Raw genomic sequence first — 26,624 nt, 5'->3', positions numbered from 1 at the left:
AGGCGCGCGCACGACAAGCAAGCACCGGAAAGAGCCACAATCATCGGATGCATTTCGCCGCGTCTGAAGATTGTGCGGGAAAGGTGCGATGCCGAATACTGACTGGAGATCTGAGGAAGCGTACAGCGGCCTGAAGAAGGCGGATGCTGCCGACCTGGCCTGGGAGTGGCTGCGCCGGGATCGCGACTACCAAGAGGATTATCAGCGGCTATCTCGCCGCGAACGTTCAAGCGCAGCGGCGGGCCAGTTCCGACGCAAGTGGGGGCTTTCGTTTTCCTGCTGATCCGCAAAAGACTTTCGACAAGCAAGCAATCTTTTGGGCACCTGAGGTGCTGCCGACGGTACTGGCTGTGCGGGCGGCCAACCGCATTGCGCCCGAAAGTTATCAGCTCGATTTCGACAATCTGGCGGGCGGCGAGCTTCGCCGTGCGCCGGATGGATGGCATGCGATCGTGCCGCTCGGGGGCACGAAGCATCGCCTTTGGCTAAGAGAGCTTCCGGCGAGCGGATATGCTGTCGTCGTTGATCTGCCGCTCGATGCCGATTTCGAGCTTCGGCTGGGGGCCGCACGTCGATTTTGGCTTGCCCTTGAGCGTCGGGCGCTCGGCGAGCCGCCACTTGCTTTGCCTGCTTTGAAGCGGCGTCGGCTGATCCTGGCGTTGCGGGCAGTGGATGGATGGCAGGAAGGAAATAGCTATCGCCAAATCGCGCAAGGCCTGTTTGGAAGTCATCGTCTTGCCGAGCGCGCCTGGAAAACAGACGATTTGCGCAGCCGAACCATTCGACTTGTTAAGCTGGGGCGACGCCTCATACGCCTTCGCTGGCGAGCATTGCTCGACAGACGCAGTGGCAGGGATGACAAGTAAAGGGTTGCGGCTAAAATGGCCTACCTTCCGCGTCAGCCAATTCTTCTCCTGCCATGGTACGATGGCGGCCAGGATAAAGTCTTTGAGCTCCGACGTGTAACCGTTGGCGTCTTGATTGCTGCACCAGAGCAGCGCCATCTCCGTAGGCTTTGTCGACTGTGCTCGAATGGTTTTCTTAAGTTGAGGCCTCTCAACTTGAGCATTGATCTCCCGCTGTACCCGATCGAGGTCTACCGCTAGACTCTAAATACAAGCAAGAGTGACTTCTCGCCGATAAGGGGAGCTCGGATGATGAGGTTTACAGGCACTACATGGGAGGCATTCGGTCCCGATTTTAGCGGCGACGCCTGCAACTATCCGAAGAAGAGATGTGGAGACAAGTGTTGCTGACTGAGATCTTGCGGCGGCCTTCGCTCCGTGAATTGAGGAAGACTGGCTGCGTTGCAGAAGCTCGAAGCTCACCTAAGATGGTGATTAACTTTAGTCGCCTTTCATGACGCTGCTGCGATTCTGCTGGAATCGTTCATGACTTGCTGAATGAGAGTTTGTACCTCTTTGTTGTACGTTGACTGCTCAAGGCGGAACTTGTCGGCTGCCGCAAGATCCGGATCGTCAAACGCGAGCTATCGCTTCAGCGGTTGTTTTCGCGCTGGTAAGTGGGCTCACGCCACGATTAAAGCCAACAGGGGGCGTCAACGGCTTAAAGCGCGATCATCGCCCAATACTTCAACCAATCCGACATTTTCCCCTCCGCTCCACACTCGCTCCGACTGTCGAGTTATACGAAAGGTTCGCGCTGCCAAGCTAAGCTCCAGCTGTTCGATCAAGAGCGATATCTTCCTAGCCAGATGTCATCAGTGAATGCAGCGCCGCGCGGCGACCTAGCAGGCTGTTGAAGAACTCAGCCGCGTTCGCAAACGAAGGCTGAATCGTCGCCATTGTGTATGTAGAAGTGGCCGACGAGCCTGCCCACAGTGCCGATCATAGCCCATCCGCGACCGCAGGCGGGGTCATTCTCATCGTGCCCCTCCCATGAGAACTCCGCGCAGGCCGAACCGTCTCGCGCGCCGTAGCGGACATCGAGGAAGCCTTTCAGCGCACCGAAGGCAATTTCACCGTCGGACTTGCCCTTGAAGGTGAGATGCGCCTGTTCGACGAGGTCGAGGAAGTCGCTGTCCCAGTTGTCCATTTCGACGATGCGCCAGCGGCCAGCAAAGGCCTTGGCATAGCCGGGCACCTTGGTCATCAGCCGGCCTCCGCGATCAGCTTGGGCAGCCGCACCAGATTGTAGGCGGCGGCAGCGAAGGTAAAGGCCCATCCGACGCGTTCACGGCCACGGAATCGGGTCTTCTCTTGTCCGGCGACCGTCTTGATCCAGCCGAATGCCTTCTCGATGCGCTTGCGGATGCGCTGGCTGACGGCATAGCCGCCGTGCCGGGTCGTTCGCCCGTCAATCGCAGAGCTGCGGCCGCTGGTGTTCTGCGCAACATGCGGCGTCACGTTCATCGAGCGCAGCTCGTTGACGAAGTCTTCTGCGTCGTAGGCTTTGTCGGCGCCAAGCGTGATCGCTGTTGGCCGGTCGGCACGGGGTTGGATCATGTGCAGCGCGGCCACCCGTTCGGCATGCCCGTCGGCCCGCGTCAGACAGGCGTCGACCAGCAGGCCGTGGCGGTTCTCCATCAGCCCGTGCCCGATGAAGCACAGCTTCGTCTCCTTGCCCTTTCCCTTGCGGCAGAGACTGGCATCCGGATCGGTGGTCGAAGCATGGGTGTCGTTTGAACGTTTCTGGCCGTGGAAGTCCGCTTCGGCATTGCGCCCGCCGCCTTGCGCCGGCGGCTCGCCAGAGCGATCCTTCGGCTTCACGCTCTTCATCGAGGCCCAGGCCTCGATCAGCGTGCCATCGACCGAGAAATGATCGCTCGACAGCAACTTCTTCACCTTGGGCTGCGCCAGCACCGCCGCCAGGAACTTGGCAGCGATGTCGCCTTCCAGCAACCGGTCGCGGTTCTTCGAGAACACCGAATGATCCCAGGCTGCGTCGTCGACGCCAATTCCGACGAACCAGCGGAACAGCAGGTCGTATTCCAGCCGCTCCATCAGAAGCCGCTCCGAGCGGATCAAATACAACGCCTGCAACAACATCGCCCGCAGCAGCTTCTCCGGCGGGATCGACGGCCGCCCAATCGGCGAATAGAGGGCTGTAAACTCCCGCTCTAGCGTCGACAGCGCCTCGTTCACGATCGTCCGGATCGCTCGCAGCGGATGGTCACGCCGCACCCGCGCCTCCAGGTCGACGTAGCTGAACAGCTCGCCCGTTCGATTGTCGCCGCCGCGCACGCATCATCTCCGAATCTCGTCGGAGCCAATGAATCACGGTCGCTGGTCGGCGGCGAGCACCTTTTTCAACAGTTTGCTAGGTGAAGCAGCTATTCCTAGCTTTCCTGGAAGACCAAATAGCTTCATTTCGTCCGTTGGACTTGGGAGCTGCGCACTTATGGTCAGGTGCGCGCAAAATGACTTGCGAGGGAGGCAACGCCGAGAATTCGTTGGCGCGGACATAGTCTTAAGGTACGGCGGCAGCGCCTATCCCGCCAGCTCGCCAGACCGCACAATCGATAACTTCGCCAAAGAGAGGGATGCTACACGCGCCGGTTTTCGGGGCGCGACGATATCGTAGGCAGGGTGCGGGCGGAGGACCGGCCGGGACACAGATGTATGGGGGAGAGCCATCGATGCGGCTGTGCGCGCAACCAACGCATGGGCCTCGGGTTCAGTCAGCGTCCTAGCCCGGTTGAAGCCCTCCGGGACGACAGGACGAGATTTAGGTTTCCGTGCTTTGGCCATTTCGAAAATATCCCAAGCTAGCGATTTAGTGCGTTTCTCACTCCGGTTTCGATGCCGTTCGCGATCTGAGCAGAGAGATGCAGGTCAGCGGCGCGCCTGTCAGGCACGCGGCTTGCCACCGCAATTCTCCGACCATTTCTTGTTGCTTCCACGACGCCCGGAACGGCTGGTCCCAGCGTAATCGTCAGATCGTTTGTCCTCGTGCGATCCAAGCTCAGGAAGTTGCCGCTAGGGTTGACGGTAACTCTGGTGAATGTCCAGCTCGGAGTGGCTGTGGCATTGGTGTTGATCACAAATTTTACCTGGCGCTGCAAGATTGAATCCTTCACTGCATATCGTAGTCGTCTTGAAATTGACGATGTTCGTCATGGAGGCGCTGATAGCAGTGAATAGCCACTCCGAAAGCTTCAATCGCTCTGCAGCAGGAATGCGCCATTCGGGCGCGACTCATCAGAGCACGTTGCCTTCTGTAAGTCGGAAACCGGATAATAAGCGTCAATCTTGTTCGTCATCGTTGCATCTGAGGATACGGACAGACCAGCGCCCAGGGAGAACACTGCGGTTGCCGGGCTGGGGGTGCACGACCTGAAAAGGTGAGGACCACGTACTTCCACTTCTGCCGCGGACGCGCGCAATGACTGGCGTTGGACACTACATACCGCCACGAGAGCCGCCTGAATCGCGAGTTCGGCCGCAAGCGCTTCGGCGATGAAGGCTATGCCATGGAAGGGGTAGTCGCAGAGCTTGGCGCGGCCGTCCTGTCCGCCGATCGTCTCGGCCTGACACCGGAGGTGTGAGGGAGGGGCACACTTCCCATATGCCCTCTTAGATCAAGGTGCTGAAGAACGACAAACGCGCGATCTTCAAGACCTCGTCCAATGCCCAGCGGGCGGCGGACTTCCTGTGTCGGTTTCAGGCCAAAAATTCCGCCGCGGCCTGAGCCACGGCGCGCTTTATTAAGTTGCCCTTCTAATCGTCGCGCTGGCTGGTCTCACGAAATTTCATTCTGGATTGGCATTCTTCCAGTACTTCCGGGGTATTTTCAGTCTTGCGTTGGCCCGAAGACGCTCGCCAGGAATTGCTTCTGGGTCCATTGCTTCAGCGCATCGTCGTTGAGTACCGAGTTGACGAAGGCATTCCAATTCTCACCAGCCTCTCTCCATTTCGTTTTTCGGTCGGGAATGTTCCGGAGCAATCGAAATGTCGTCTGCGATCTTGCTTGCCTCTTTCCCTTCAGCAGCCCCGCGGATCACGTCTTTGAACAATTGTTCGGGAAAGGTCCAGCCGGCGCCCGTGAAGCGGTCGGCAAACATGTATTCGAACGAGGCGCGAACCACGACCGCTGCTAACGCGTCCTCGTGTTCCGAGCCCGCGCTGCGCAGGTCGAACCATTGCAGCAGTCTTCGAACGGCTGCAGCAGGCGAAAACTGGCAGTCCCCCAGCGTGAGAGACACGAACATAACCAATCGTCACCTCGTTAGCGAGTTTACGGGCAAAGGCGCTCGGGTTCAGCTTTCTCAAGGAGATATGTTCCTGGGGCGGTCCATAGCATTCTGGTAGAGACGCTTCTGCGTCGCCCGCGGCAAGAGTAGCGCCCACGACAGGATTGAAGCAATTCAGCCAAGGTTGCATCAAACACACGTTGGATGTCCTTCAGACAAATGTCCACGAGACCGCAGCGACATCCAGCTCGGAGGTTCTGGCAACTACCTGCCACTTGAAGCCGCGTGCTGTGGCGCAAATGTGCGAGGTCGCGTGTGCTTGTATGCTCTCGCATTCGCGTCCGAAGCAAGTTCATATTTCTCGAGGAGTCGCGGCTGCGGGGAGATGACCGCTGCCTAACGTTATTCGCTCGGCCTGCCGCTACTGCCGACTCCTAGTCTGTGTTTGATTTTACACATTCGTGTTCGTGTTACTGTTCTTCTCTAGCCGACAAGGGGGATCAGATAACAACGTAATAACGCCTGCAGCTTCGATGGCATCATTTCTGCAAGGATGACTTGGACGGAGCTCAAGGGGGATTGAGCCGAAAGGGCACTGGCGATCTTTGGGCCCGCGACTTAGCCGCACGCTATCAGCGAGCCTTATTGCTCCTTTCGTATACGGGGCACCTTAACGATCGCTCCGTTAGCTCAGATGAGGAGGAAGCCGTGGACCGCCGGAAAGATAGTTTGGGACACGAGATCCTGCAGGTAGCGGATTACGAACGAGCGCTCTCGATCAACGGTTACTATGGTCAGCTCACGGTCAATGTCGCGGACGTGCCGTTCTGGATGTCAGATGGTGAGGCCTTTGCTTATTGCCGAAGGGTAAGGGGCCGGCGCCAATTCATCCTCGTGAACGCTGTCACGGGCGCAAAACAGCTGGCCTTTGATCATGATAAGCTGGCTGCCGCCCTGACCCGAGCAACGCAGAGGCATTGCGACGCTGACAATCTGCCGTTTCGTCGCTTTGACCTGGCTAGCGATGGTCGCGAGATCAGCTTCCAGATCGATAGCACCAGGTGGAGCTGCGATCTTGTGAGCTACACCTGTCTAGCCCAGAACGCTTCCTCCAAAGTCCATGAGGAGAACCCCTATGGCAGCCCTCCGGTAGAAAATGATCCGAAGGAAAAAAGCGCATCTCCTGATGGTAAATGGCTGGCCTATATCAATAGGCACAATCTATTCCTGTGCAGCAAGGATGGCTCGCAGGACATGCCCTTGACCTGGGACGGATCCGAGAGCAACTACTACGCGTTGTCCACACTGAGGTGGTCTCCGAACTCGCGCTATCTTGCGGGATACCGGTTCCGCCCCGGGTACGAGCGTAAAATTCATTTCGTCGAATCGTCGCCGACCGACCAGCTTCATCCGAGGCGCCGGACCATGACGTATCCTAAGCCTGGCGACCTGTTGACAGTATCACACCCGGTGCTCTTTGAGATCAGCAGCCGTCGCGAGATCCAACTCGACAACAGTCTATTCCGAAATCCTTACGAACTTTCGCCGATCGAGTGGTGGGAGGACAGTCGAGGTTTCACTTTTAAGTATAATCAACGAGGCCATCAGCTCTATCGCCTTCTAGAAGTGGTGGCAGCCACCGGAGAAGTCCGCTCGCTGATCGACGAGTGCAGCAAGACCTTCGTCGACTATCAGCCGCTGAACATGGACCAAGCGTGCGCTGGCAAAATCTTTCAGTATAACGTTGCAGACGGGAAGGAGATCATCTGGGCGTCCGAGCGCGACGGATACGAGCATCTTTACCTATTCGATGGCCGAACCGGCGAGATTAAAAATCAGATCACCAAAGGCAAGTGGGTGGTCCGCACGGTCTATTTTGTCGATCCGGTGACCCGCCGGATCTGGTTTGGCGCGAGCGGAATGAACGCAGGCGAAGATCCTTACTTCATCCATGGCTACCGAATCGAATTTGACGGGACGGGCCTGACTGCGCTCACCCCTCGAGCGGCAAATCATCACATCGAGTTCTCGCCAGATGGCCACTACTATGTAGACCTGTGTTCACGAATCGATCTTCCGCCGAGCCTGGTCTTATATCGAACCACTGACAATTCGGAGCTCATGCAGGTCGAAAGCGCCGACATTTCGGAGCTCGTGGCCGCTGGCTGGACGCCGCCGCTCAGCTTTCATGCGAAGGGGAGAGATGGCGAGGCTGATATTTGGGGGGTCATTCACCTTCCCATTAATTTCGATCAAACCAAGCGATATCCGGTCGTTGAGAGAATATATGCTGGCCCTCACGGTTCGTTCGTTCCGAAGTCATTCTCAGCATCGGCCGAGCCGCTCGCGCAACTTGGATTCGTCGTTGTACAGATCGATGGAATGGGGACGAACAACCGGTCGCGAGCGTTCCACGACGTCGCCTGGAAAAATCTGAAGGACGGTGGGCTTCCCGACCGAATCCTGTGGCACAAGGCGGCGAGCGTAAACTATCCGTGGTACGATATTTCAAACCTTGGCATTTTTGGTGCGTCCGCCGGTGGTCAGAATGCGGTGAGCGCACTCCTCTTCCATTCTGAGTTCTACAAGGTTGGGGTCGCCAATTGCGGTTGCTATGACAACCGAATGGACAAGATCTGGTGGAATGAGCAGTGGATGGGCTGGCCGGTCGGCATCGAATATTCACAATCCTCCGCCGTCGACAACGCGCACCGATTACGAGGTAAGCTGTTGCTGATTGTCGGCGAACTGGATGAAAACGTCGATCCATCATCCACCTTCCAGCTTGCCGACCGTCTTATCGACGCAGGAAAATTCTTCGACATGCTTGTGGTGCCGAACGCGAACCACGGAGTGCCAGGCAATTACTGCGAACTAAAGCTCGTGGACTTCTTCGTTCGCAACATTCTTTGGCAGACACCGCCTAATTGGAACGCGGCTTCGATCGAGTCGCTGAGCCGGTGCTGGATGCGAGGACGTGATGGCCAAAAACTAATTAGCTCGATCGAATCTCACAAGTGATGTCCGCGTTCTACGGCCGGACTATTTGGCCGATTCAGCGTTCGTGTGAAGCGCGGGTGACGGTGGGTCATTGGCGCTTCCATTGCGGTACGAAACGTACAGTTCTGCGTCTATTAGGATATATCGTGCCGGACCTCTCCTCGCTCATCGTCCGTGTAAGAGCCTCTGCTGGTAGATGGATCAGTCCGTCCAGATGGGAGCCAAATCGCTTTATGAACCATTCCATCCGCGGAAGTTCGAGCTCCTGTCCGGCATCAACAGGTACGCCCTCCGCCGACCGCTCGATCATAAATGCGGGCGGAAATTGGCGACGCCGCTGATGTCGGCATCCTTCAACGATACGGCCATATCCTCCCAGCAAGCGAACGGGGCGATCATGATTATCGCCGCATAGACATGAGGAGCGGACGTTGCCTGGTCGAGGGTTACCAAGTCTCGCAAACGACAGTCGTTCCAGTCGAGGATTGGCAGGATCGCCATGACCAGTAGAGAGCCTTCTGGAAGGCTGCGCAAAGAGCGTGCGTAGACTTGCAATTGTCCGCCTTTAGCTATGTCCGACATCTGTGTGGTAAGTTTGCCGGGAACACTCGCTCAACGTTTCTACCCAATGTTACCCATTTGGACGCCTCACCGATCTTATACCCGGGTAGAGCCGGGTCTAGACTACCTGTTGTTAGGAATGGTTCTGGGAGGAAGATCGTGTCTCACCATTGTACGGACGACCAGAGGTCGGCCCGTGATGGTAACCTGTCCAAACTGGCGACTGGATCCGCGACTACGGATGCGGTCGCGATCGTGGCCACGCTGGATACCAAGGGCCGCGAGGCGTCTTACCTTGCGAATATTATCGAGGCGTGCGGCCGCAAGACCATCCTGATCGACATTGGCACTAGGAGGGATGACGGCGACAAACCAGCAGATGCGAAGACCCCACGGAACTCTTGAAGCAGATTGCTGAAAGGACGTCGCTTGCCTATGTCGCAAGTCCTCAAGACGCCAAAGCGATGGCAAGTGCAGGGGCCGACTGCATGGTCCCACATGTCGGCGCAACGCGCGGCGGGCTGGTCGGTCAAGAGGAGGGGCAATCCCTCAAGGAGGCGATCCGGCGCATCAATGAGATCCACGCGGCGGCGCGAAGCATCCGGTCGAACGTCCTCTCGCTTTGCCATGGTGGGGCAATTGCCAAGCCTGAAGATACGATCGAGGTCTATCGGACGACCGAGTGTGTCGGCTTTGTTGGCGCATCCTCGATCGACAGAATTCCAATTGAGCGGGCAGTGAAAACAGCGGCGGCGGAATTCAAGGCTGTCCCGCTTCCGCAAACTCATTGATGTTCACTGCAACGTGCAGCGAGGCCGCATGAACGCACCAAATGACCGAGCTAAGCCGGACACGATCGCTTTCGCCTCCAAAGGAGAGACGAGGGCGGATCAAGACTGGGAGACAGATGTCCTCGTGATCGGAAGCGGCGCGGCTGGACTGTCGGCGGCGCTCTATGCGGCAAAGGCCGGACTGCGCGTCATTGTATGCGAGAAATCTCCGCGACTTGACGGAACGACGGCCCTGTCGAATGGCATGATCTGGGTTCCTTGTTCTGCTCAGGCGCGCGCGGCTAAAATCGATGACACCATCGCCAATGCGAGGACATACCCGCAGCACGAACTCGGCGTTCATTATCGTGCGCAATTCATTGATGCTTATCTTGAAGACGGCCCGGCGGCGCTAACCGCGCTCGAGAACGGCACGAGTGTCAAGGTTACCCTGGCCACTACGCCCGATTATCTCTCGAGCCAGCTTGGCGGCGCTGATAAGGGACGGGCACTGAGCCCCGCCCCCTATGATGGGCGGCTTCTAGGCAAGGACTTCGATTTGATTGGTGATCCCATTCGGGTTGTGATCGGGGGCATGATGATCTCATCGAGTGAGGTGAGAAGCTTTCTCAACCCACTCCAATCTGTTGCGTCGCTCAAACACGTCTTAACTCGCCTGAGCCGCTATGCGTGGGATCGGCTCAGCTTCAGGCGTGGTACTGAGCTCAGCGGCGGGAATGCCTTGATCGCGCGGCTGCTGGTGAGCCTGCGCGAGTACGGCGTAGAAATTTGGCCATCTTCTCTAGCGGTCGAACTCACGAAGGAAGGCGGACGCGTCACGGGTGCCATTATCAAGCGGATCAACGTTGGCATCCGCGTGCGCGCCTCACGTGGTGTTGTTCTCGCAACTGGCGGCTTTGCCCGGAACGCGCAGTTGAGAACGGACCTCAGTGGTGCACACCAGCATGATGTTACGTTGGCCCACGCCGATGTTAACGGTGACGGCATTGGGCTTGCAACTATGCTCGGGGCCGCCATCGACGAAGATGTCGCATCGGCGGGCTTCTGGACCCCGGTTTCGATCCTGAAACGCGGCAGCGGCTCGCAGGTTGTGCCATACGACTGGCTCGACCGCGGCCGTCCTGGGGTCTCTGCTGTCGGTCCAAATGCCAGACGCTTCGTCAACGAATCGAATTCGTATCGCGATATTTGCCTGGCAATGTTTGAAAACGGCTATCCATTCTACTTCATCTGCGATCATCAGTTCGTTCGATTGAGGGGCATGGGACACCTACTGCCATGGCCCTGGACCTTGAGCATCGGCAAATATGTCCGCTTTGGCTACGTCAAGGCAGGTGAAACGATTTCTGAGCTCGCAGAGCAGCTGGGACTAGATCCCCTTTGCTTCAAAAGACGATCGAGGAACACAACGGGCACGCTGCCCAAGGACGGGATCCCCTCTTTAAGCGTGGGGAATCGGGTTTTAATCGCACGCTCGGCGATCCGACCGTCGGAAAAAATCCAAATCTTGGACCAATCAAAAACGGACCGTTTGTTGCGCTGCCGATCGTTGCGGCAACGCTTGGCACGGCGACCGGATTGGCGACGGATAGTTACGGAAACGTCCTGGATGAACAAGGCAATCCAGGGTTTTTATACTTGCGGCAATGACATGACGTCGCCGATGCGCGGAATTTATCCGGGGCAGGCATAACAATCGGTCCCGCCATCGTATTCGCATATCGCACCGTCAACGCAATAGTGCTTTCCGCTGATCAGGAGCAAAAAGCCGTCGCCTCCCGAGCTTGACCGTCTACCACACTCGTCGGGGGATATGTTCTCGGGTCCGGGGGCGCGCATCGATAGAAACGTCGGCCCCGCCCCGCGACATCCTCGAGAGGGCGGTCGCGTCCGAGTTCGGTGAGCGGAGGGGGAGATCGCCGCACCAACTGTCTTCGATGTATCGCAAAGAGCTGGGCTCCCGATAGGTGTTCAAAGACAAATGACAGCGGGAGAAATCGATCGTTCAACAGCTAGGCGGCGTAGTGAGGAGGCGAAAATGTCAGGACAAGCGGCGCAGGCGTCTGCTTCCCCGACGCGATCGCAATCCGCTGGCCGCGAGGCAGTGATGCAACTCGACAAGATCGATTTTCGTCTTCTTGATCTCGTCCAACGAGACAATCGCCTCTGTAGTGAACAACTTGGACGGAAGGTCGGCCTATCCGCATCCGGAGTTCAACGTCGGCTGAAGCGCCTTCGATCGACGGGTGTCATAGAGGCCGACGTTTCCATCATTTCTCCAAAAGCAATTGGGCGTAATGTGACCGCAGTGGTTCTCATTTCCTTGGAGCGCGCGCGTGCCGATACCGTTGATCGTCTAAAGAGGCAAATTAGCAAGATGCCTGAAGTGATGAGCGCATTCTATGTTACAGGTCTGGCTGACCTCGTCTTGCTAGTTACCGTAAACGATATGGAAGATTACGAGCGGTTTGCCCGGCGCCTTTCAGAGGAAAGTTCAGACATAAAGCGCATTGAAACAATGGTGGTCATGGATCGGTTCAAAGCAGGATTTACGTTGCCAATAGGTCTCCATCGCATGGTGTTAAGCGACTGACGAAGAGGACATTGGCTTGCTCAACTACCGTCGACCGCAGTCAGTAAGGGGCGGCTTTGGACTTTATGGCTAGATCGATCACAATCTTCGGATGGAGGATACGTTGCGTCGCTCGCGTCACGCCAAAGATCGTGGCAACAGTCGGTCCGGCAAGTGCCGAGCCTGAGAAGATACGTGCTCTCTACCTTTCCGGGGTAGATATCTTTCGGCTAAACTTCAGTCACGGAACCCACGAAGGCCACGCCAAGAGTTATGTGTGTATCCGTGAACCGAGCGGGAATTCGGCCGGCCGATAGGCATCCTGCAGGATCTCCAAGGTCCAAAGCTCCGCATCGGATCCCTTGAAGAAGGCAGGCTGGTTTTGCGTGCTGGAGAAACGGTCCGCTTTGTGATCGATGGAACCAAAGGAGCAAAGCAATCGATACCCTTGCCTCATCCGGAGATTTTTGCAGCTGTCCATCCCGGACAAGAACTTCTCATTGACGATGGCCGGGTGCGCTTGAGGGTCACCGAGCCGCGAGACGGAGAAATCGTTGCGCAAGTGGAGGTCGGAGGCCTGTCGGACCACAAGGGGGTCAACGTACCGGGGGCCATGCTCGACCTATCTCCGCTCACCAAGAAAGATCGCGCCGACCTCGCGTTCGGCATTGATCTTGGGGTCGACTGGGTGGCCTTGTCCTTTGTTCAGAAACCGTCCGACCTGATTGAGGCACGCTCCCTATCGGCGAGGCCGCAGGTTTGATGGCGAAAATCGAGACGCCGATGGTGCTCGATCGAATCGACGACATCATTGGCTTGTCAGACGGCGTTATGGTGGCGCGCGGTGATCTTGGCGTCGAAATCCCGCCCGAGGAGGTACCTAAAGGAGCTCTGCGCGCCTGTCAGCGTGCCGGAAAATCCGTCATCGTCGCAACGCAAATGTTGGATTCCATGGTGGCTGGGCCGATCCCGACGCGGGCGGAAACCTCAGCTGTCGCTACCGCCATCTATGATGGAGCCGATGCAGTGATGCTATCTGCTGAATCGGCAAGCGGGGCCTAACCAAGCTCTTCAGAAACAACTAAGGCGTTTCGGCATTCAACCGGGGAAGAAGCGCCGGGGTATGGTGAGATCCTCGTCAAGATCTATGATGCGTTATCTGCGGAACTTGGCGCAGCCACTGCGAAGCTCGACGCGATCGCTTGATTAGCGATTAGCAGCATCCGCGTCAGTTAGCGAATAGCTCGTGCTGCGGCCGCCGGCCGCGTCCTTGGTCAGCACGCCTTTTGCGACAAGATCGTCAATGTCACGCAGAGCTGTGTCCTGCGATGACTTCGTTAACAGCGCCCACTTCGACGAGGTGAGCTTGCCTTCGAAGCCTTCGAATAGGCGTTCGATCATTGCGCGCTGGCGGTCGTTGAAGCTTTGATCGGCATGCTTCTTCCAGAAGCGGGCCTTTCGAAGAACTGACGCCAGGATTGTGTCAGCGCGATCGAAGGCAAGATCGAGGCAATCAAGAAACCATTCGAGCCATTCGGTGATGTCGAGTTCACCTTTCTGGGTGGCTTCCAGAATATCGTAGTAGGCGTTACGCTCCTGCCGGATCTGGGCCGACATGCTGTAGAAGCGCTGCGAGCTGTTCTCGGAGCGGGCCAGCGCCATATCGGCAATCGCGCGGGCAATGCGGCCATTGCCGTCTTCGAACGGATGGATGGTGACGAACCAAAGGTGCGCAATCGCCGCCTTCAACACGGCATCGATTTGCTGCTCGCCATTGAACCAATCAATGAAGGCTTTCATCTCGTCGGCCAGCAAGGCGGCTTTGGGGGCTTCGTAATGTACCCGCGCGCGTCCGATCGGCTCCGAGACGACTTGCATCGGACCCGACGCCTCAGTGCGCCAGGCACCGACGGTGATCTTGTTCATGCCGCTGCGCCCGGTGGGGAACAAGGCTGCCTGCCAGCCAAACAACCGTTCGGCGCTGAGGGGCGTGCTGTACTTTCCAGTGGCGTCGAGCATCATCTCCACGATGCCTTCGACGTTGCGCTCGGAAGGGGTGAGGGCGCCGATATCGATTCCGAGACGACGTGCCAGCGATGAACGCACCTGTTCGCGGCTGAGAACCTCGCCTTCGATTTCGCTCGACTTGGTGACTTCTTCGGTGAGGGCCTCAAGATTTGCTTCTGTCTTGAGTCTGATGCCGAGCTCCTCCATACGCCCCGAAAGACGTCCCTGGCGATTGCGCACCGCCGCCAGCTTCTGGGCAAGCTTTGAGGCGTCCCAGGTGAAGTGGGGCCAGTCCTTCAGCTCATGGATATAAGTTGTCATTCTCCGCACCTGTTGCGGAGAATATGTGCCCAATTTCCGCAAAAGCAAGTTATTCTCCGCATATTGTGCGGTGAAAGTAGTGGATAATCTCCGCACGTTTAGAGGGAAGGATAAGTAAGAGTCCTCGAAAAGCTCAGTAATTTGGCTTGAATTATGAGATACGTTCAAGTTTCTGAGCTCTTCAAATCAACGCAGCAGAATTCAAAGCATGGCGGCAGGGCCTGGGATTGACCCAGCAAGACGCTGTTGACCGGCTCGGTGTCAGCCGGACGACCATTCAGAATTGGGAAAATAGCACCCCGATCCCCCAGACCGTCGATATAAGCTGCAAAGTCTGGGAGCACCATCTCCGACAGGAGAGCCCCGCCATTGGTCCGCTCACGCTGATCTACAGCGACGCACCGATGTTCGTGGACCCCTATGGTCCCCGGCGCCGGCTTGCGATAATCCAGCAAGAGCCACATCCAACGAACGCCGCTGTCCTTGCCCGTGTTCAACAACTGGCTGGCCAGCCCAACTTCCACAACCCGTTCGTCGTCGCAGCCGACCAGTCCACGCTGTGAAATTTGCCGGAGCTGGCTCGCGTTATCAGTGGTGAGGATCAACAGGCGCCGACGCTAGCCAACATGCTGCGTAAAGCGACGACGATTGTTCGCGAAGACTCCGCCAATTTCGTGCGCAATGGCGCAGGCTGGCCGACTCAGGTCGAGATTGCGGCGCGCCACAAAGACATCATTGCGCAAGCCGATCTTCTCGAGAGCTTCGCCGGCGATAGTTTTCCGACAATCGCGCGGCACCAACTGGCTATTGAGGATGTTTTTGCGAATCTTCGTCAACTTGGTCTCCGAGCGCCCGATGCGCTCGTGTCAGGCATTGCCTTTGCCCTAAGCGTATTCGATCGATAACGGTCGATGCCGATGAAGAGACCGCGAAACGCCATGACGCACCTTAGGACCTGACGATCCCGACCGAGAATGCCCTGTTCGGCTTCTCGGCCTTCTCAGCACGACAGGGGAGAAGCTCTTTTCCTGAGCGATGTGCTTGTTCCCAACCTTCTCGAACCAGACGCACCAAACCGCCTCTTCTGGAGCATTGCGGTTATGCCGACCTTTTCGACTGTCATCACGGGCCGCCCGATTTCACTCGAACCAGGTCGTCCGGTTTGAATTCACTGCCTTCCATCTTTCATCTCTTTCGAGTTGCCTTGAGCCTGCTGGGTTTGGTCATTTGTAACGTCAATTTGTTCTTTATTTGTTCGTTTCGCAACTGTTCCTGAATCATCATCCACAGGACGCGTCCCGGTAGAAGTAGATGGTTTGGATAATGGCGCCAGAATCAACTGATGCTTGATAAATTTAGATAATTTCAAACTAGCCTTTCGGTTTGAAAATATGCTATTATATCAATCATGGATAGACAAAAAGGCCAACTCCTAAACCAGCTCGACAAGCTCCTGCCTGAGGGGCTTGTCGTGGATTCCGCCTGGCTCAAGCGGCACGGCTACTCCACCCAGCTCCAACATCTGTATGTGACGCGTGGCTGGCTCGAACAGCCAACCCGCGGGGTTTTCCGGCGACCGCGCTACGAATTGAGCTGGCAGCAGGTCGTCATATCCCTGCAGGGCATCCTGAACTATTCACCGCTCGTCGTGGGCGGGCGAACGGCGCTCGAATTACAAGGATACGCTCACTACCTGCCGCAAGCGACGACTCGCGTTCACCTCTACGGCCCCAAGTCTCCGCCATCCTGGGTGAACAAGCTGCCGCTGTCCGTGAAGTTCGTCTACCACAACGACCGGCGGCTCTTCAAAAACGAACCCGTCGCGAAGGGCATAAGCAGTGTCCGCTGGAATGTCGAAACCGGGAAGATGCTCGATGATACGGCTTTTCGGGGAGGCGACGTAACTCAACTGAACTGGGGCCAATGGGACTGGCCTCTAACCCTGTCGACGCCCGAGCGCGCCGTTTTCGAGCTGCTCGACGAATTGCCCAACAACGAAAGCTTCGAACAGGTCGATGCTCTACTCGGTGGCCTTGCCAATCTTCGGCCCGATCGCTTGCAAAAACTCCTGAAGGATTGCGCAAGCGTTAAGGTGAAGCGTCTCTTCTTTTACTTCGCCGACCGTCACAACCATGCTTGGCTCAAACGGCTTAACAAGCAAGCCGTCGATCTTGGACATGGTAAACGCATGCTCGTCAAAGGTGGTGTTCTCGATCCGACCTATAAGATAACGGTGCCGGGAGATCTCCATGGCGTTCGCTGATGCTTACAAAAAACAGGTCGCGCTGTTGCTGCGCGTTCTCCCATTTGTCGCCGAAGAGAAATGCTTCGCCCTGAAAGGCGGCACCGCGATCAATCTTTTCGTCCGCGACCTGCCGCGCCTCTCGGTCGATATCGATCTAATCTATATTCCTGTCGCGCCGCGAGCTGAATCCCTTTCCGACATCGATGCAGCCATGAAGCGCATCGTTGCAGAGATTAAAGAGAAGATCCTCGGGGCACAGGTCCATGAGACCCGTAAAGAGGGCACGATCGTCAAACTGGTGGTTCGCTCGCAGAACGTCCAGATCAAGATTGAAGTCACGCCCGTGCTGCGTGGCTGCGTCTTCGAGCCGGTCGTGACTTCGGTGCCTCCCGCCGTCGAAGAGGCGTTTGGTTTCGCTGAGGCTCGCACGGTCTCTTTTGCTGACCTCTATGGCGGAAAAATTGTCGCCGCTTTGGATCGCCAGCATCCACGTGATTTGTTCGATATTCGCGACCTGCTGGCCAATGAGGGAATTACCGATGAACTCCGCAAGGCCTTCATCGTCTATCTCTTGAGTCACGACAGGCCGATGTTCGAGGTACTTGGCTCGCCACAAAAAGATATCAGTGATGAATTTCTCCACGGCTTCGAAGGAATGACGGACAAGCCCGTTTCAAAGGGCGAGCTGGTTGCCGCGCGCAAGACCCTGGTCGAAGAAATTGTCGGTAAGATGCCAGAGGCTCACCGGAAATTTCTCGTATCGTTCGAGCGCGGCGAGCCTGATTGGGATCTCCTCGGCATCCCCGCCGCCGCCGATCTGCCTGCCGTCAAATGGCGTCAGCAGAATCTCGACAAGCTATCGAAGGAAAAGCGCGCAGAGCTCGTTGCGGCCCTGGAAAAAGTCCTCAAGTCTCGCGCCTAACTTACCGGCGCGACATGCCTTTCAGCTCGGCCCGACGCCTGGCGACGAGGTGTCGCGTCTCCGCCGTATCGAATCCGGCCTGCTCAAGCTGGCGTATGGTGCCAGTCAGTGCAACGATCTGCGCCCGAAGGTGAAGCAATCGGATCGGCTGCTTTTCTTGCCCCTTGATGAATCCTGTCAGCACTGACTTGCGCGCACAGAGCACGGAGCCCAACCTGAAGACGGGCAGTTTCGACGTCTCGGCCAGATAATACACTTTGCGTCGAAACTCCCGTGATCCGAACAGATATTCTGCGATTGCAGCAGCACCTTCCAGGATGTTCGTCAGCACGTACGTCTAAGCTGGCGGCCTTCGGCTCCATGTGTCCTCCCAATTTCTGTTGCTTGGTCCTCGGCGGCTGCAAAGCACATTCCCTGGGCAATATGGGAGTGTTCGCTTGAACCTCGCTGGCTGGGCCTCAGATTCGACCTGCCAAAATCAGGTAACCCCACTATCCCGGCACGCTCTGAGCTTCGACAAACGCACCGAGGGAACAGGCTCATTGTCTCTTTTTTGGTAGGTCCGAAGTCAATTCTAAAAATGCTGCATTGCAGAAGGTTTCCAACCATTGCGATGAAAAGGTCTTGCTGACACACGCTCGTATTGCGAGCGGCCACTCTGGCTCATGCGCCGCTATGCAGCGGATTCTGCTGCGCCATCGAGATCACTTCGATCGCCCGCCGTGTAGTCATAGGGGAGCGTCAGTTGAGAACGAAACCCAAATAGCGGCAACATGCAGAGATGAAAGATCAGCCAGCATGCGTAGACCGCATCATCGCCGTACGGGTCACCATCGCTGAGCAGGCCATGCGAAAGCCGGTTACGAAGATTGGGGCCGATCTTTTTCAAGAACGTATTCTCGATATTCGCGACAATGGCGTCGCCAAATACAGCTAAGAGCTCCGATCGCATCTGATCAAAGAGCGAGGAGATTGTACGATCTTCCTGTGTCTTGGTCGCGTCATCCAGCTTCGAGACGTCATGTCCCGAACTCTTGAGCACATGCCGAAGCGATTGCTCAAGGAGAGGCGTCAGAATATAGGTCGCTCCGACAAAATCGCCCTGGAAGAAGCGGGTGAAACCGCGGGAGTAGGTCATGACAAGATTGAGCGGTACGAAAGCGCTATGTACGAGCAACTGCTCAAACACGTCATCGGCGATATAGTAGTCTCTGGTAATGGTCTGACGCGCAATCTCGGCCGCAGCTGCTGCGATGTGTCGACGAATTCTTTCGCCCTCTGCGACCTGGCGCTCGACGGCTGAAGCGTCTGCACCATCACCCAAGCCGGCGCCCTCGCTCCGGTGCACGACTTTGCCTTCACGGTCATGGTGTGAGCCGCCGAAGAGCGATGATAACGGGTGTTCCCGGATGGTGTCTCGCGCTTCCTGCTCGAGCGCTGCCGGATCGGGAGATCTACTGAGCGCCGCAAAAGCGAACAGCTTGTCGCGCAGTGATGGGTGCTGCATCTGCTGTTCGACCTGTCTCGCCAACTCCTCGATGTCTGTAGGAATGGAGAAACCGGACATCTCGTCGGCAATGCCGGCCTGAACATCTACCAGCCGATGCCTTAGCTCTTTTCGTCGATCCTTCGTGCCGGGCACGCCGTGCAACTCGCCTATCGCTTCGGTAAGTGTCTGGGAGGCCAAAAGAGCCATCGGCTGGCTGGCCGCGATGGCGACAAGTTGGTCGGCGGCCGAGGACTGCGAGCGGTGCTGATCGGCGGTCCTTTTCGCAAGGCGATACCCGCGTGCCGCCATACGCCATAGTTTGACGATCGTGTGCGGATCGGAGCCCTCGGGAAGCTTGGCGATGAGTGCCTCAATCTGACTGCTGATCTCGCCGGCATCGCCAACGCCAAAATCGAGAGCTAGATGACCAAACCAGAGGGAGGGGACCATCAATCCCCGCTCGAAGGCCTTCACCCTTAGTGCCGATACAATATCTCGCGCTGCCGCAGGGCCTCGCTTGTCAGCCCCAATGGCACGGCCGATTAAGAGGGCCCGACGGAGCAGATCGCGGGCGTCGAACGTAAGGACGCCACGATCATCCTCGCCGCGAAACCGAAGTTCGCCCGCGCCAACCTTCGCCACGATATCGGCGTAGGACTCGGCGGCTATGGCTGCGAGCTGAGCCTTGCGATCGACGACCCAACAGATGTCCGCAAGCCGTGCGCGAAGGACCGGATGCGTGGCGCGCCTTGCCATCTCCGCCAGTACCTCAGCAGGCGGACCGCAAAAATCGACCGGAAGGGCTGTGCGACGACCATCGGCGGTAACCATCAGCGCCCCGAAGGGCTCGTTCGGTTCTTTCGATCGGAATATCATCCCAGCAGCCGCCGACAGCATCTGGAAGACGCGGGCCGCTGGCGTATCGGCCAATTCACCATTCGAACCGATGGACCCGCTGGCCGCGCTGAATAGGTCCGACAAGGTTGAGCTATCCGCGCTCTTCGATTCCGCTACAGGAGCCTCGAAGTCGAAATCAGTGAGGTCAGATAGAGCCGCTCTTGCCCAGGGCGGCGGTGGCGGGTTTGACGCGCTTGCGTCCTCTGATGCATTGCCGGGAGATAAATCCTCCATAGTCCTCTCATCATTGCGGTGGGGTTCGCGTGAGGGTTGATAGCTTCCTATTTGGGGATTGATGAGTGAGCGATCAAGGTGGCTCGCGCGCTGCGGGGGAAGTGTGTAGGACGCGGCGCGGTAGCTCTCCCGATTACTGACCATTCCGGTTCATTTTAGAGCGATTCCCGACCCTTTCGCTCTCGATCAATGTCTGATCCCGCTAGCCTCTCCGAGGAGATACCCATGAAAGTCATCACCATAGGAAAGAAGCTGGTACCCGTCGAACAGGTCGCGTTCGTCGAGCCGTTCGATCCCGCAGCCAATCCCGAATTCAAACCCGAGAAGGACTACAAGGGCCGGATCGTCCTGCTCAATCGGGACATCGTACTCACCGAGCAGACGCCGCAAGAGTTTGCGGCCGAATACGAGCTCCACCTCTTCACCGAGGACAGTGTTGCCGTCAATCGGGCCATCGTGTTCAGAGTCGAGACCTTCGAGCCGACCGAGAGCTTCAAGCCAGCGAAGCCCTACAAGACACGGCTCAAATGGCGGGATCTGACCGGCGGGGAGCAGAGCAAGCTTCTTCTGACCGAGGCCGAGACCGTCATCGCTGAAATCCTTGGCGCCAAGGCAGAACTGCCCAAGCCGGCGAAGCGTCCTACGCGGCGGCCTGGCAGAGGCCGCAATGGATCGCGCCGCATGGAGGCTTATCGCACCTAGAGAGCGCAGGTAGCAAATCAAGCCCCGGTTGGACCTCCAGTCTTGTACCGTGCATGCTAAAGAAAGACGTTTTGCGGGAGAGCGGAGATGCGAAAGCTCGTCGATACGAACTACCTCAAGTCCGAAAAACTGCGCGAATATCTAGCCGATCCCGCGAACATCGCCGTTATCCCCGACTACGTTATGATCGAAGCGCTCGCCAGTGGCGATGCAGCATCCATCTGCGAACGGTTCAAGATTCTGGCCGAATACCCCGGCCAGGTCAGGGTCTTGAAGTCAACCCATGCGATCAGCGGCCTGCGTGCAAAGCGGCGAAGCCGTGGTCTTCAGAAGCGCCTCATCGAGCGCGATCAAACCGCCAATTTCAGCAAGTTCTATGCAACGCTTGAGCGGGCGCGCGACGGCGACAAGCCTGCCAAGCGGCTCCTGGCGCAGAAGTCGGCTGCGGCGGCCGCCGAAATCGCGCAATTGCGAAAGGGTCAGGAGACCTACACCGCCAATCTGGCCGAGCATGCCAAGAAATACACGGATGCCGAGCTTGCCATTCTGACCAAGGGAAAGCCAATCCCTCAGGAGTTGTTCAGCAAGGTCACGGGAGAGATCGTCGCACTCGCCGACAACATGTTCATGGCGCATGGCTACTTCAAGAAGCAGCCTCCGACGAGGACGTTGTCCAACGCATTCATATTCCGCTACGCCGTTGCGGGCTATGTCGTGGCGCTTCGCTGCATCAAGGAAGGTGGTGCGCAAGGAGCATCGGCGAAGAACATAGGCAACCAGATCATTGATGCGATGATCGCGGCATATGCAACGTATTTCGATGGCTTCCTCAGCGAGGACAAGAGAGCGCAACAAATCTATGAGACCACAGGCGATCTGCTGAAGTTCTATCATCACGACATCAAACGCTTCGAAGAAGCGTCTGCGGCAGCAAAGGTTTCTGCGGATGCAACCATCAGTAAGGCGACAGCCCTCGCCGAAGCATGACACACCGAATGTTGTCACAACGGCCGCCGTCAGGCGGCCGTTAAGGGGACACCGGACGAGCTCGACTTCGAACCCGTCGTCAAGCTGTTCAACCCTTGCGGAGCCGCCACCTGGCTGCTCACCGAGATTGATCCCGACGATCACACCGTCGCCTGGGGCCTTTGCGATCTCGGCATCGGCTTCCCCGAGTTCGGCACCGTCGGCCTGACGGAGCTCGCCGCCTATCGCGGGCGCCTTGGGCTCGCGATCGAACGCGATCTTCACTTCAAGGCGCGCGGGCCGATCTCGGCCTACATTCAAGCCGTCAATAAGGCAGATCGGATTGTCGAAGACATTCGCTTGTAAGGCCGTGATGGAGGTGCTCAATGAGCATCTCCATCATCGTCTTCGGCGGGGCAATACCTTAGTCAAGAAATGTACAGGCCGCCCCCTGTTCATCGGCGAGGTTCAACATCTGCGCCGGCCCGGCGCGACGCCTCCTGACGAACAGTCCAATCGTTCGCCAGAGGTCCGCGAACAAGTTCGGTCTTGTCGGCTCCTCGAAGCCCTGTCGAATCTCGCGCCATGTTTGCCGGGGCATGCGAATCCCTCCATCGACGGACGACGCGCCGCCCGCAAAAAGCGGGTGGAGGTATTCAAGCGCATAGCCTGCCACCCAGATAAAATCGCGCGATCCTGCGTGGAGGTAAGGATTGCTCCACCGGTAAATCCTGGCAACATCGTGAAAATCGACAGCGAACTCGATGTTGCTGAGGTGAGGCCTGATCGCATCGAAGAGCTCACTAAGGGCGATCGGCACCAGACCGCCATTCCTCGTATCGATATAGCTATACACGCCGAAAGCCGACCGAAGCCGGTTCTCAATGGCAGTCCGCAACGGGCGCTCGGTCTCTGAAAGTCATTCCCGAGAAACGCCCATAAACGGCTTGCTCGGCTCCTCGGTATATCTCGAATGGATGTTCCTGAGTGCGCCGCTAACCGCCATACGTCCCCGGCAATTCCAACAGGCAGTGAGACGCCTGTTCGAACAAAATAATCCCATGGTCCAAAATGGTGTGAAGCCCTTCATGCAGGGTCTCCAGCCGCGTGTCGGTATAAGGGCTTGGCATACGTTGAAAGGTAGCCGCGGCCTTGATGTATTTGCGCGCTTCAGCATTAAGCATAGAGACATGCGCGTGATAGAATGTCTTCTCGTAAGGCATCTTCTCGAAATCGGCCGGTGTGGTTCGTAAGCCTTGGCGAACAGCATGATGGGCTTGCAAGGGCTTGGCGCGATCCTGCCCGATGATCCCCGCGAACTCGTTCCAAAGCCACGGGAGGCCCTCCGCTTCGGTCCAGGCCGAAAGCTCCTCCAGATTCGTGGCAGTCTTGTCGTGCCACCTCTGGAGCCCGCGCTTATAGTCATCAGTATCCATCTGTAATCTCGCTTCAATCGATCAATTGTCGGCTTACGATAGGCGTATGAGCAATGAGAATCACGACCGTCTGCATGCTGTTGACGAAACGAGAAGTCGCTGAAAGATCGGGAATGATTGCGAATTACAAACCGTTTCAATGGAGGTGATGAGGCTAGAATCTAAAGTGGCGGAGAGGGTATCTGTTGCGATCACTGCGATGGATTGCCCACTTGGCAATTCCAAACGTTCCCTATATGTTCAGTTGACCTTAGGCCGGAGAGAGAGAGGATTTGACCGTGAATTTGGAACTTCTGACAGCTCTGAAGAAGGTCGCGAAACGTCGGGCGCGGCTAAAGTTGTCTCGCAACGATGCGCTGCAGGTATTGATCAAAGAGGGTATCAATAACTCTCGCGGCGGATTGACGAAGGAATATGGTGGTCCGACCTTGAAGAAGGTTCGCACCCTCCGTCGTAAATGAGTCGTTCTGCGACATCGCTGGCGGTGGGTTCTGTACCGTTCGAATGACACCCTTCGAAATGACTGCGCCTGATCAATCGCGGGGAAAATACGCGATTGGGCTTGGATTACGATGTGCCGGCGGCGGCGCGAGAAAACGGCTGCAGCCAGCATCCGTGATGGCATTTCTGGTGCCAAGGCGTGCGCGCGAATCCGCGAGAGGTTATCCGATCCAAACTACGCCGATTGTTTCAGCATGCCGCTTTGTCCGCAACGTGCAATGCCGTGGCGGAGGCGCAACAGTCGGTTCATAAAATCCCATAACTCAACTTTTGCTAGTTGCGCGCTTAGGCCGAAAGGCATTCGATAACAACCAGTTTTGTCAGGTTGACCGGAGTGGCTCCCTCGGCCCCTCTAGAAACCTGCACACTGCAAATTTTAAGCCCGGGGATTTGGCATGTTGAGGCCGGGAGTCAATTTGATCGCACTTATCGCTGGTTGTGTGCTTGCCGGATGCGGGTTACGCGTCCCAGAGATCCGCGATTTTCCTAACGGTGGGTCATACGCCTCCAATAATGCTTTGGTGCAGGCAATCGTTCGAAGTGTTCATTGCGAGCTTGAGGATGCCGTTACCCGGGTTCTCAACGCAAGAGCCGGTTCATCTGATGCTCTTTTCTTGCGCAAGTGGGGCGCTCAGGTCGCCCTCACTATTCAGCTTGAAGAGAAGTCGACGGCTAATCCGACGGCTGTTTGGTTCCCTCCCTCGCCACCTTCGTCCATCTTCAGTTTAAGCGGCGCATTTAATGGATCAGCAGATGCGACCCGTGTAGATAAAGTAAACTTCTATTACAAGGTGAGCGAGCTCTATCTCGGGCCAAACGGAAGATGTGAGCGTGACACCACGGCGCCAACCGACTCATTACTAATTCAGAGCGACTTGAAATTGGCAGAATGGCTTGACGCGATGGTCAATGGTGTCGCGACAGGGCAAATCACGAGCGTCGCTAAGCAAAATGTTCTTTCCCATCAAGTAACTTTCGAAATCGATACTAGCGGAACCATTACTCCTGCATGGAAGCTCGTGCGAGCGACGTTCAACCAAAGTGGCAACTTGTTGTCGGCTTTGCGCAATCGCAAGCATGACCTGGTGGTGACCTTCGCGCCGCTGGATAAAACGCAGAGCGGAAATTTCCTAATCCCAATCGGCGAAAGTACGCATATTGCTTCGCAGTTGACCAGCGGCATTACGACTGGCTTCAAGAGCGCCCTGGGCCAATAGACATCTATAGATGTAGATCTTTGATCGGAGGATTATAATGGCCAAGAAAACGAAAAAGCGCGCCGTCAAGAAAGCTAGAAAAACCGGCGCGGAAGTCGTGCCTGACTCTCTGTCGGCTGATCCGGCAACGAATGCTCTGGCTGACAGAGTTGCGCGTTGTAATAAGCCGCCGCTCAAGTGGCTTAGGCAAGCTGATGGGTCATGGCTGGAATGCTCCCTTCGATCAGACTGCACCTACGGCAACTGCCACGAGGTAAGTGCCAATGAGGTGCCAGCAGAAATCCGCAACGGTTGAGGCGCACCGTGTGATCGCCGGAGGCGCTGTCAAGCTCAAAAGCCGAGCGAGCTCATGTCCGGAAATATTCGCGCACTGAAGGCCCGGTTTGGCAAGCCGTTGATCAGTGGCTTCAGCGAAGCGATCTTGCCATTTTATTCCGGACGGATGCTGGTCGTTCGGTCCTGAAATCAACGCTTCCTCGGAGCGTACTCGATGTCACTATGCTCTGATACCGACTAAATAGCGCAATGCAGTGAGCCGATCCAATAGGCCAAACGCCGAAATGATTTCTTGGGGTCACCAACGCAACGGCATGACATCGTCATTTCCGTAGCGCCTTTTTTGTTGCGCTGGTTTCTTGCTGGGTTGACTTTGTTGGAGGAGCACACCCATGGCAAAAACACTCTTTTGGGGAACCCTTTTGGTAGTCCTGACTATCGGGGGATATCTTATTTCTATGTTCGAGCTTTGAATCAGCTTCAGGCGGACAGCGAAAAAATCGCTCAGGTACGGGCAGGTTACGAAACACGATTACAGGAGCTGCAGAAGAACCTAACCGCTGAGCAAACGAAAACTGTGGCGGTTCCGACTCAGACCGTGACAACGGAATGCAGGTCACCCGACATTAATCTCGGCGGTATCAAGCTTCCGCCCGTTTGTATCCCTGTTGTCAAAACGACCACTCAGAACATCCAACAGGTTGTGAAAGTGGAGGATGCAAAGGTACGAGCAGAACTAGATGAGACGCTCGCCCGCTTGAAAGATCTCTCGAAGCAAAATCAGAATGCAAAGTCTGTCCTAGACGAGATTAGGCCATGGTACGAGTTTGCGCAGCAATTGATGAAGCCTGTCATAAGCATCATCGTTCTTATTGTTAGCCTGATCATCATTCTCTCGAAGAGATATAATGCCGATCAAGAAAAATGGGCTTTCGGCTCTCTCGGTACAATCATCGGTGTGTGGTTGAAGTAGTTCGTTGCGCTTGGCGTGGCGGAGATCGACAAAGCTAGATCCGAATTTGCGCGCGGCGCAAAGAGAGCCTAATCACAGGCGAGAGCTGGTCGCAAAGAGACGCTCGTTCTCGCCTCTATTTGCGCAAACCGACTGATTGGCCGGTTGAGACCGAAGTTCTCAGTTAATGTTTGACCGCAGTATTGGGGCCTGAATTTGCCCCTTCGGCGCAGTGCGGCAAGGACGAGCTCGATGAAGTCCTTGAGCCCATCGGGAACAGTTCCCGGCAACAAGTTGAATCCATCAGCCGCGCATTATCGCTGCAGAAAGCGTCAATCATTCCGCTGAACTGGAATTTGTGCGCGGGGCAATCGATAGTCTGA

Annotated in this window: 30 protein-coding genes and 1 pseudogene; 20 read left to right on the top strand and 11 right to left on the bottom strand. The window is 56.7% G+C overall.

Features of this window, described 5'->3' with window-relative positions:
• Nucleotides 1-88 precede the first annotated feature (88 nt).
• Entirely contained in the window at nt 89-283 is a 195-nt protein-coding gene (locus XH88_RS36290) for a transcriptional regulator domain-containing protein (RefSeq protein WP_128948210.1), read from the top strand.
• A 46-nt stretch (nt 284-329) separates the two neighbouring features.
• The gene (locus XH88_RS36285) at nt 330-866 is read left to right on the top strand and encodes a DUF2285 domain-containing protein (protein ID WP_271672961.1); all 537 of its coding nucleotides are present in this window, start codon (nt 330-332) and stop codon (nt 864-866) included.
• A gap of 901 nt (nt 867-1,767) precedes the next feature.
• Here the strand turns inward: XH88_RS36285 and XH88_RS36280 are convergent.
• The 3 genes from XH88_RS36280 to XH88_RS36270 form a co-directional block, all read right to left on the bottom strand.
• On the bottom strand, nt 1,768-2,112 hold the full coding sequence (locus tag XH88_RS36280; protein WP_128948212.1) for a hypothetical protein: 345 nt from the start codon (nt 2,110-2,112) through the stop codon (nt 1,768-1,770).
• Entirely contained in the window at nt 2,112-3,203 is a 1,092-nt protein-coding gene (locus XH88_RS36275) for an IS5 family transposase (protein WP_271672960.1), read from the bottom strand. The genes XH88_RS36280 and XH88_RS36275 overlap by 1 nt, the downstream gene beginning before the upstream one ends.
• Before the next feature lie 524 nt (nt 3,204-3,727).
• Nucleotides 3,728-4,024 (bottom strand): hypothetical protein, encoded by a 297-nt coding sequence (locus tag XH88_RS36270; protein ID WP_271672959.1) that lies wholly within the window; start codon nt 4,022-4,024, stop codon nt 3,728-3,730.
• Between the two features lie 330 nt (nt 4,025-4,354).
• Between XH88_RS36270 and XH88_RS39160 the strand changes: the two genes are divergently transcribed.
• Nucleotides 4,355-4,507 (top strand): zincin-like metallopeptidase domain-containing protein, encoded by a 153-nt coding sequence (locus XH88_RS39160; RefSeq protein WP_333909287.1) that lies wholly within the window; start codon nt 4,355-4,357, stop codon nt 4,505-4,507.
• Nucleotides 4,508-4,855: 348 nt separating this feature from the next.
• Here XH88_RS39160 and XH88_RS36260 read toward each other — a convergent pair whose 3' ends face one another.
• A complete protein-coding gene (locus XH88_RS36260; protein WP_271672958.1) occupies nt 4,856-5,176 on the bottom strand; it encodes a hypothetical protein in 321 nt (106 codons plus the stop codon).
• 684 nt (nt 5,177-5,860) lie between these two features.
• On the opposite strand from XH88_RS36260, the gene XH88_RS36255 reads away from it, so the two are divergent.
• Nucleotides 5,861-8,173, top strand: coding sequence for a S9 family peptidase (locus tag XH88_RS36255; protein WP_271672957.1), 2,313 nt, complete (start codon nt 5,861-5,863; stop codon nt 8,171-8,173).
• A 285-nt stretch (nt 8,174-8,458) separates the two neighbouring features.
• On the opposite strand, the gene XH88_RS36250 is transcribed toward XH88_RS36255, so the two are convergent.
• Nucleotides 8,459-8,653 carry a hypothetical protein gene (locus XH88_RS36250; RefSeq protein ID WP_271672956.1) on the bottom strand — a complete coding sequence of 65 codons (195 nt, stop codon included), beginning with the start codon at nt 8,651-8,653 and terminating at the stop codon, nt 8,459-8,461.
• Between the two features lie 219 nt (nt 8,654-8,872).
• Here XH88_RS36250 and XH88_RS39155 point away from each other — a divergent pair, with 219 nt between their 5' ends.
• From XH88_RS39155 to pyk, 5 genes and pseudogenes are all read left to right on the top strand, one after another.
• Complete coding sequence (locus tag XH88_RS39155) at nt 8,873-9,118, top strand: Tm-1-like ATP-binding domain-containing protein (RefSeq protein ID WP_333909286.1); 246 nt, start codon at nt 8,873-8,875, stop codon at nt 9,116-9,118.
• Nucleotides 9,115-9,504, top strand: coding sequence for a phosphoenolpyruvate hydrolase family protein (locus XH88_RS36240; protein WP_271672955.1), 390 nt, complete (start codon nt 9,115-9,117; stop codon nt 9,502-9,504). Before XH88_RS39155 ends, XH88_RS36240 begins: the two co-directional genes overlap by 4 nt.
• A gap of 28 nt (nt 9,505-9,532) precedes the next feature.
• Nucleotides 9,533-11,197 (top strand): FAD-dependent oxidoreductase, encoded by a 1,665-nt coding sequence (locus tag XH88_RS36235; RefSeq protein ID WP_442868512.1) that lies wholly within the window; start codon nt 9,533-9,535, stop codon nt 11,195-11,197.
• Between the two features lie 414 nt (nt 11,198-11,611).
• The gene (locus XH88_RS36225; RefSeq protein WP_271672984.1) at nt 11,612-12,097 is read left to right on the top strand and encodes an Lrp/AsnC family transcriptional regulator; all 486 of its coding nucleotides are present in this window, start codon (nt 11,612-11,614) and stop codon (nt 12,095-12,097) included.
• A gap of 103 nt (nt 12,098-12,200) precedes the next feature.
• A pseudogene (pyk, locus tag XH88_RS36220) lies at nt 12,201-13,132 on the top strand (pyruvate kinase); the annotation flags it as partial.
• 150 nt (nt 13,133-13,282) lie between these two features.
• Here the strand turns inward: pyk and XH88_RS36215 are convergent.
• Together XH88_RS36215 and XH88_RS36210 are read right to left on the bottom strand one after the other, a co-directional pair.
• A complete protein-coding gene (locus XH88_RS36215; RefSeq protein WP_271672954.1) occupies nt 13,283-14,404 on the bottom strand; it encodes a Fic family protein in 1,122 nt (373 codons plus the stop codon).
• A 164-nt stretch (nt 14,405-14,568) separates the two neighbouring features.
• Nucleotides 14,569-15,009 carry a hypothetical protein gene (locus tag XH88_RS36210; RefSeq protein WP_271672953.1) on the bottom strand — a complete coding sequence of 147 codons (441 nt, stop codon included), beginning with the start codon at nt 15,007-15,009 and terminating at the stop codon, nt 14,569-14,571.
• A gap of 21 nt (nt 15,010-15,030) precedes the next feature.
• On the opposite strand from XH88_RS36210, the gene XH88_RS36205 reads away from it, so the two are divergent.
• Nucleotides 15,031-15,309 (top strand): hypothetical protein, encoded by a 279-nt coding sequence (locus XH88_RS36205; RefSeq protein ID WP_271672952.1) that lies wholly within the window; start codon nt 15,031-15,033, stop codon nt 15,307-15,309.
• A 263-nt stretch (nt 15,310-15,572) separates the two neighbouring features.
• Here the strand turns inward: XH88_RS36205 and XH88_RS36200 are convergent, their stop codons facing one another.
• A complete protein-coding gene (locus XH88_RS36200; protein WP_271672951.1) occupies nt 15,573-15,773 on the bottom strand; it encodes a hypothetical protein in 201 nt (66 codons plus the stop codon).
• 39 nt (nt 15,774-15,812) lie between these two features.
• Here XH88_RS36200 and XH88_RS36195 point away from each other — a divergent pair, with 39 nt between their 5' ends.
• Together XH88_RS36195 and XH88_RS36190 are read left to right on the top strand one after the other, a co-directional pair.
• Entirely contained in the window at nt 15,813-16,667 is an 855-nt protein-coding gene (locus XH88_RS36195; protein WP_271672950.1) for a type IV toxin-antitoxin system AbiEi family antitoxin domain-containing protein, read from the top strand.
• On the top strand, nt 16,654-17,571 hold the full coding sequence (locus XH88_RS36190) for a nucleotidyl transferase AbiEii/AbiGii toxin family protein (protein WP_271672949.1): 918 nt from the start codon (nt 16,654-16,656) through the stop codon (nt 17,569-17,571). The genes XH88_RS36195 and XH88_RS36190 overlap by 14 nt, the downstream gene beginning before the upstream one ends.
• A 1-nt stretch (nt 17,572) precedes the next feature.
• Here XH88_RS36190 and XH88_RS36185 read toward each other — a convergent pair whose 3' ends face one another.
• Nucleotides 17,573-17,902 carry a hypothetical protein gene (locus XH88_RS36185; RefSeq protein ID WP_271672948.1) on the bottom strand — a complete coding sequence of 110 codons (330 nt, stop codon included), beginning with the start codon at nt 17,900-17,902 and terminating at the stop codon, nt 17,573-17,575.
• Between the two features lie 342 nt (nt 17,903-18,244).
• Nucleotides 18,245-20,191 carry a DUF4209 domain-containing protein gene (locus XH88_RS36180; protein WP_271672947.1) on the bottom strand — a complete coding sequence of 649 codons (1,947 nt, stop codon included), beginning with the start codon at nt 20,189-20,191 and terminating at the stop codon, nt 18,245-18,247.
• A gap of 225 nt (nt 20,192-20,416) precedes the next feature.
• Between XH88_RS36180 and XH88_RS36175 the strand changes: the two genes are divergently transcribed.
• The 4 genes from XH88_RS36175 (at nt 20,417) to XH88_RS36160 (ending at nt 22,775) form a co-directional block, all read left to right on the top strand.
• A complete protein-coding gene (locus XH88_RS36175) occupies nt 20,417-20,893 on the top strand; it encodes a hypothetical protein (protein WP_271672946.1) in 477 nt (158 codons plus the stop codon).
• An 87-nt stretch (nt 20,894-20,980) separates the two neighbouring features.
• Nucleotides 20,981-21,880 carry a hypothetical protein gene (locus XH88_RS36170; RefSeq protein ID WP_271672945.1) on the top strand — a complete coding sequence of 300 codons (900 nt, stop codon included), beginning with the start codon at nt 20,981-20,983 and terminating at the stop codon, nt 21,878-21,880.
• Between the two features lie 84 nt (nt 21,881-21,964).
• Entirely contained in the window at nt 21,965-22,225 is a 261-nt protein-coding gene (locus tag XH88_RS36165) for a DUF2958 domain-containing protein (protein ID WP_442868515.1), read from the top strand.
• Nucleotides 22,203-22,775 (top strand): hypothetical protein, encoded by a 573-nt coding sequence (locus XH88_RS36160; protein ID WP_271672944.1) that lies wholly within the window; start codon nt 22,203-22,205, stop codon nt 22,773-22,775. Before XH88_RS36165 ends, XH88_RS36160 begins: the two co-directional genes overlap by 23 nt.
• A 79-nt stretch (nt 22,776-22,854) precedes the next feature.
• On the opposite strand, the gene XH88_RS36155 is transcribed toward XH88_RS36160, so the two are convergent.
• Complete coding sequence (locus tag XH88_RS36155; protein ID WP_271672943.1) at nt 22,855-23,295, bottom strand: hypothetical protein; 441 nt, start codon at nt 23,293-23,295, stop codon at nt 22,855-22,857.
• 278 nt (nt 23,296-23,573) lie between these two features.
• Here XH88_RS36155 and XH88_RS36150 point away from each other — a divergent pair, with 278 nt between their 5' ends.
• From XH88_RS36150 to XH88_RS36135, 4 genes are all read left to right on the top strand, one after another.
• Nucleotides 23,574-23,756 carry a hypothetical protein gene (locus XH88_RS36150; RefSeq protein WP_143035364.1) on the top strand — a complete coding sequence of 61 codons (183 nt, stop codon included), beginning with the start codon at nt 23,574-23,576 and terminating at the stop codon, nt 23,754-23,756.
• A gap of 456 nt (nt 23,757-24,212) precedes the next feature.
• Entirely contained in the window at nt 24,213-25,013 is an 801-nt protein-coding gene (locus tag XH88_RS36145; protein WP_271526476.1) for a hypothetical protein, read from the top strand.
• A 37-nt stretch (nt 25,014-25,050) separates the two neighbouring features.
• Nucleotides 25,051-25,308 carry a hypothetical protein gene (locus tag XH88_RS36140; protein WP_271672942.1) on the top strand — a complete coding sequence of 86 codons (258 nt, stop codon included), beginning with the start codon at nt 25,051-25,053 and terminating at the stop codon, nt 25,306-25,308.
• A gap of 273 nt (nt 25,309-25,581) precedes the next feature.
• Nucleotides 25,582-26,262, top strand: a complete 681-nt coding sequence (locus XH88_RS36135; RefSeq protein ID WP_271672941.1) for a hypothetical protein — start codon at nt 25,582-25,584, stop codon at nt 26,260-26,262.
• Nucleotides 26,263-26,624: the final 362 nt, after the last annotated feature.

It is taken from the genome of Bradyrhizobium sp. CCBAU 51627 (assembly GCF_028128765.1).
GTDB lineage: Bacteria > Pseudomonadota > Alphaproteobacteria > Rhizobiales > Xanthobacteraceae > Bradyrhizobium.
Note: the sequence above shows the minus strand (reverse complement) of the source record. Positions and strands in the feature narration are given on the sequence as shown.

Coding starts and splice junctions, on each gene's coding strand:
- XH88_RS36290 (WP_128948210.1), top strand. CDS start 89: ATGCCGAATACTGACTGGAGATCTGAGGAAGCGTACAGCGGCCTGAAG.
- XH88_RS36190 (WP_271672949.1), top strand. CDS start 16,654: ATGGCGTTCGCTGATGCTTACAAAAAACAGGTCGCGCTGTTGCTGCGC.
- XH88_RS36280 (WP_128948212.1), bottom strand. CDS start 2,112: ATGACCAAGGTGCCCGGCTATGCCAAGGCCTTTGCTGGCCGCTGGCGC.
- XH88_RS36235 (WP_442868512.1), top strand. CDS start 9,533: ATGAACGCACCAAATGACCGAGCTAAGCCGGACACGATCGCTTTCGCC.
- XH88_RS36140 (WP_271672942.1), top strand. CDS start 25,051: ATGGCCAAGAAAACGAAAAAGCGCGCCGTCAAGAAAGCTAGAAAAACC.
- XH88_RS36250 (WP_271672956.1), bottom strand. CDS start 8,653: ATGGCGATCCTGCCAATCCTCGACTGGAACGACTGTCGTTTGCGAGAC.
- XH88_RS36225 (WP_271672984.1), top strand. CDS start 11,612: ATGCAACTCGACAAGATCGATTTTCGTCTTCTTGATCTCGTCCAACGA.
- XH88_RS36205 (WP_271672952.1), top strand. CDS start 15,031: ATGCTGCGTAAAGCGACGACGATTGTTCGCGAAGACTCCGCCAATTTC.
- XH88_RS36180 (WP_271672947.1), bottom strand. CDS start 20,191: ATGGAGGATTTATCTCCCGGCAATGCATCAGAGGACGCAAGCGCGTCA.
- XH88_RS36175 (WP_271672946.1), top strand. CDS start 20,417: ATGAAAGTCATCACCATAGGAAAGAAGCTGGTACCCGTCGAACAGGTC.
- XH88_RS36195 (WP_271672950.1), top strand. CDS start 15,813: ATGGATAGACAAAAAGGCCAACTCCTAAACCAGCTCGACAAGCTCCTG.
- XH88_RS36170 (WP_271672945.1), top strand. CDS start 20,981: ATGCGAAAGCTCGTCGATACGAACTACCTCAAGTCCGAAAAACTGCGC.
- XH88_RS36215 (WP_271672954.1), bottom strand. CDS start 14,404: ATGACAACTTATATCCATGAGCTGAAGGACTGGCCCCACTTCACCTGG.
- XH88_RS36155 (WP_271672943.1), bottom strand. CDS start 23,295: ATGGATACTGATGACTATAAGCGCGGGCTCCAGAGGTGGCACGACAAG.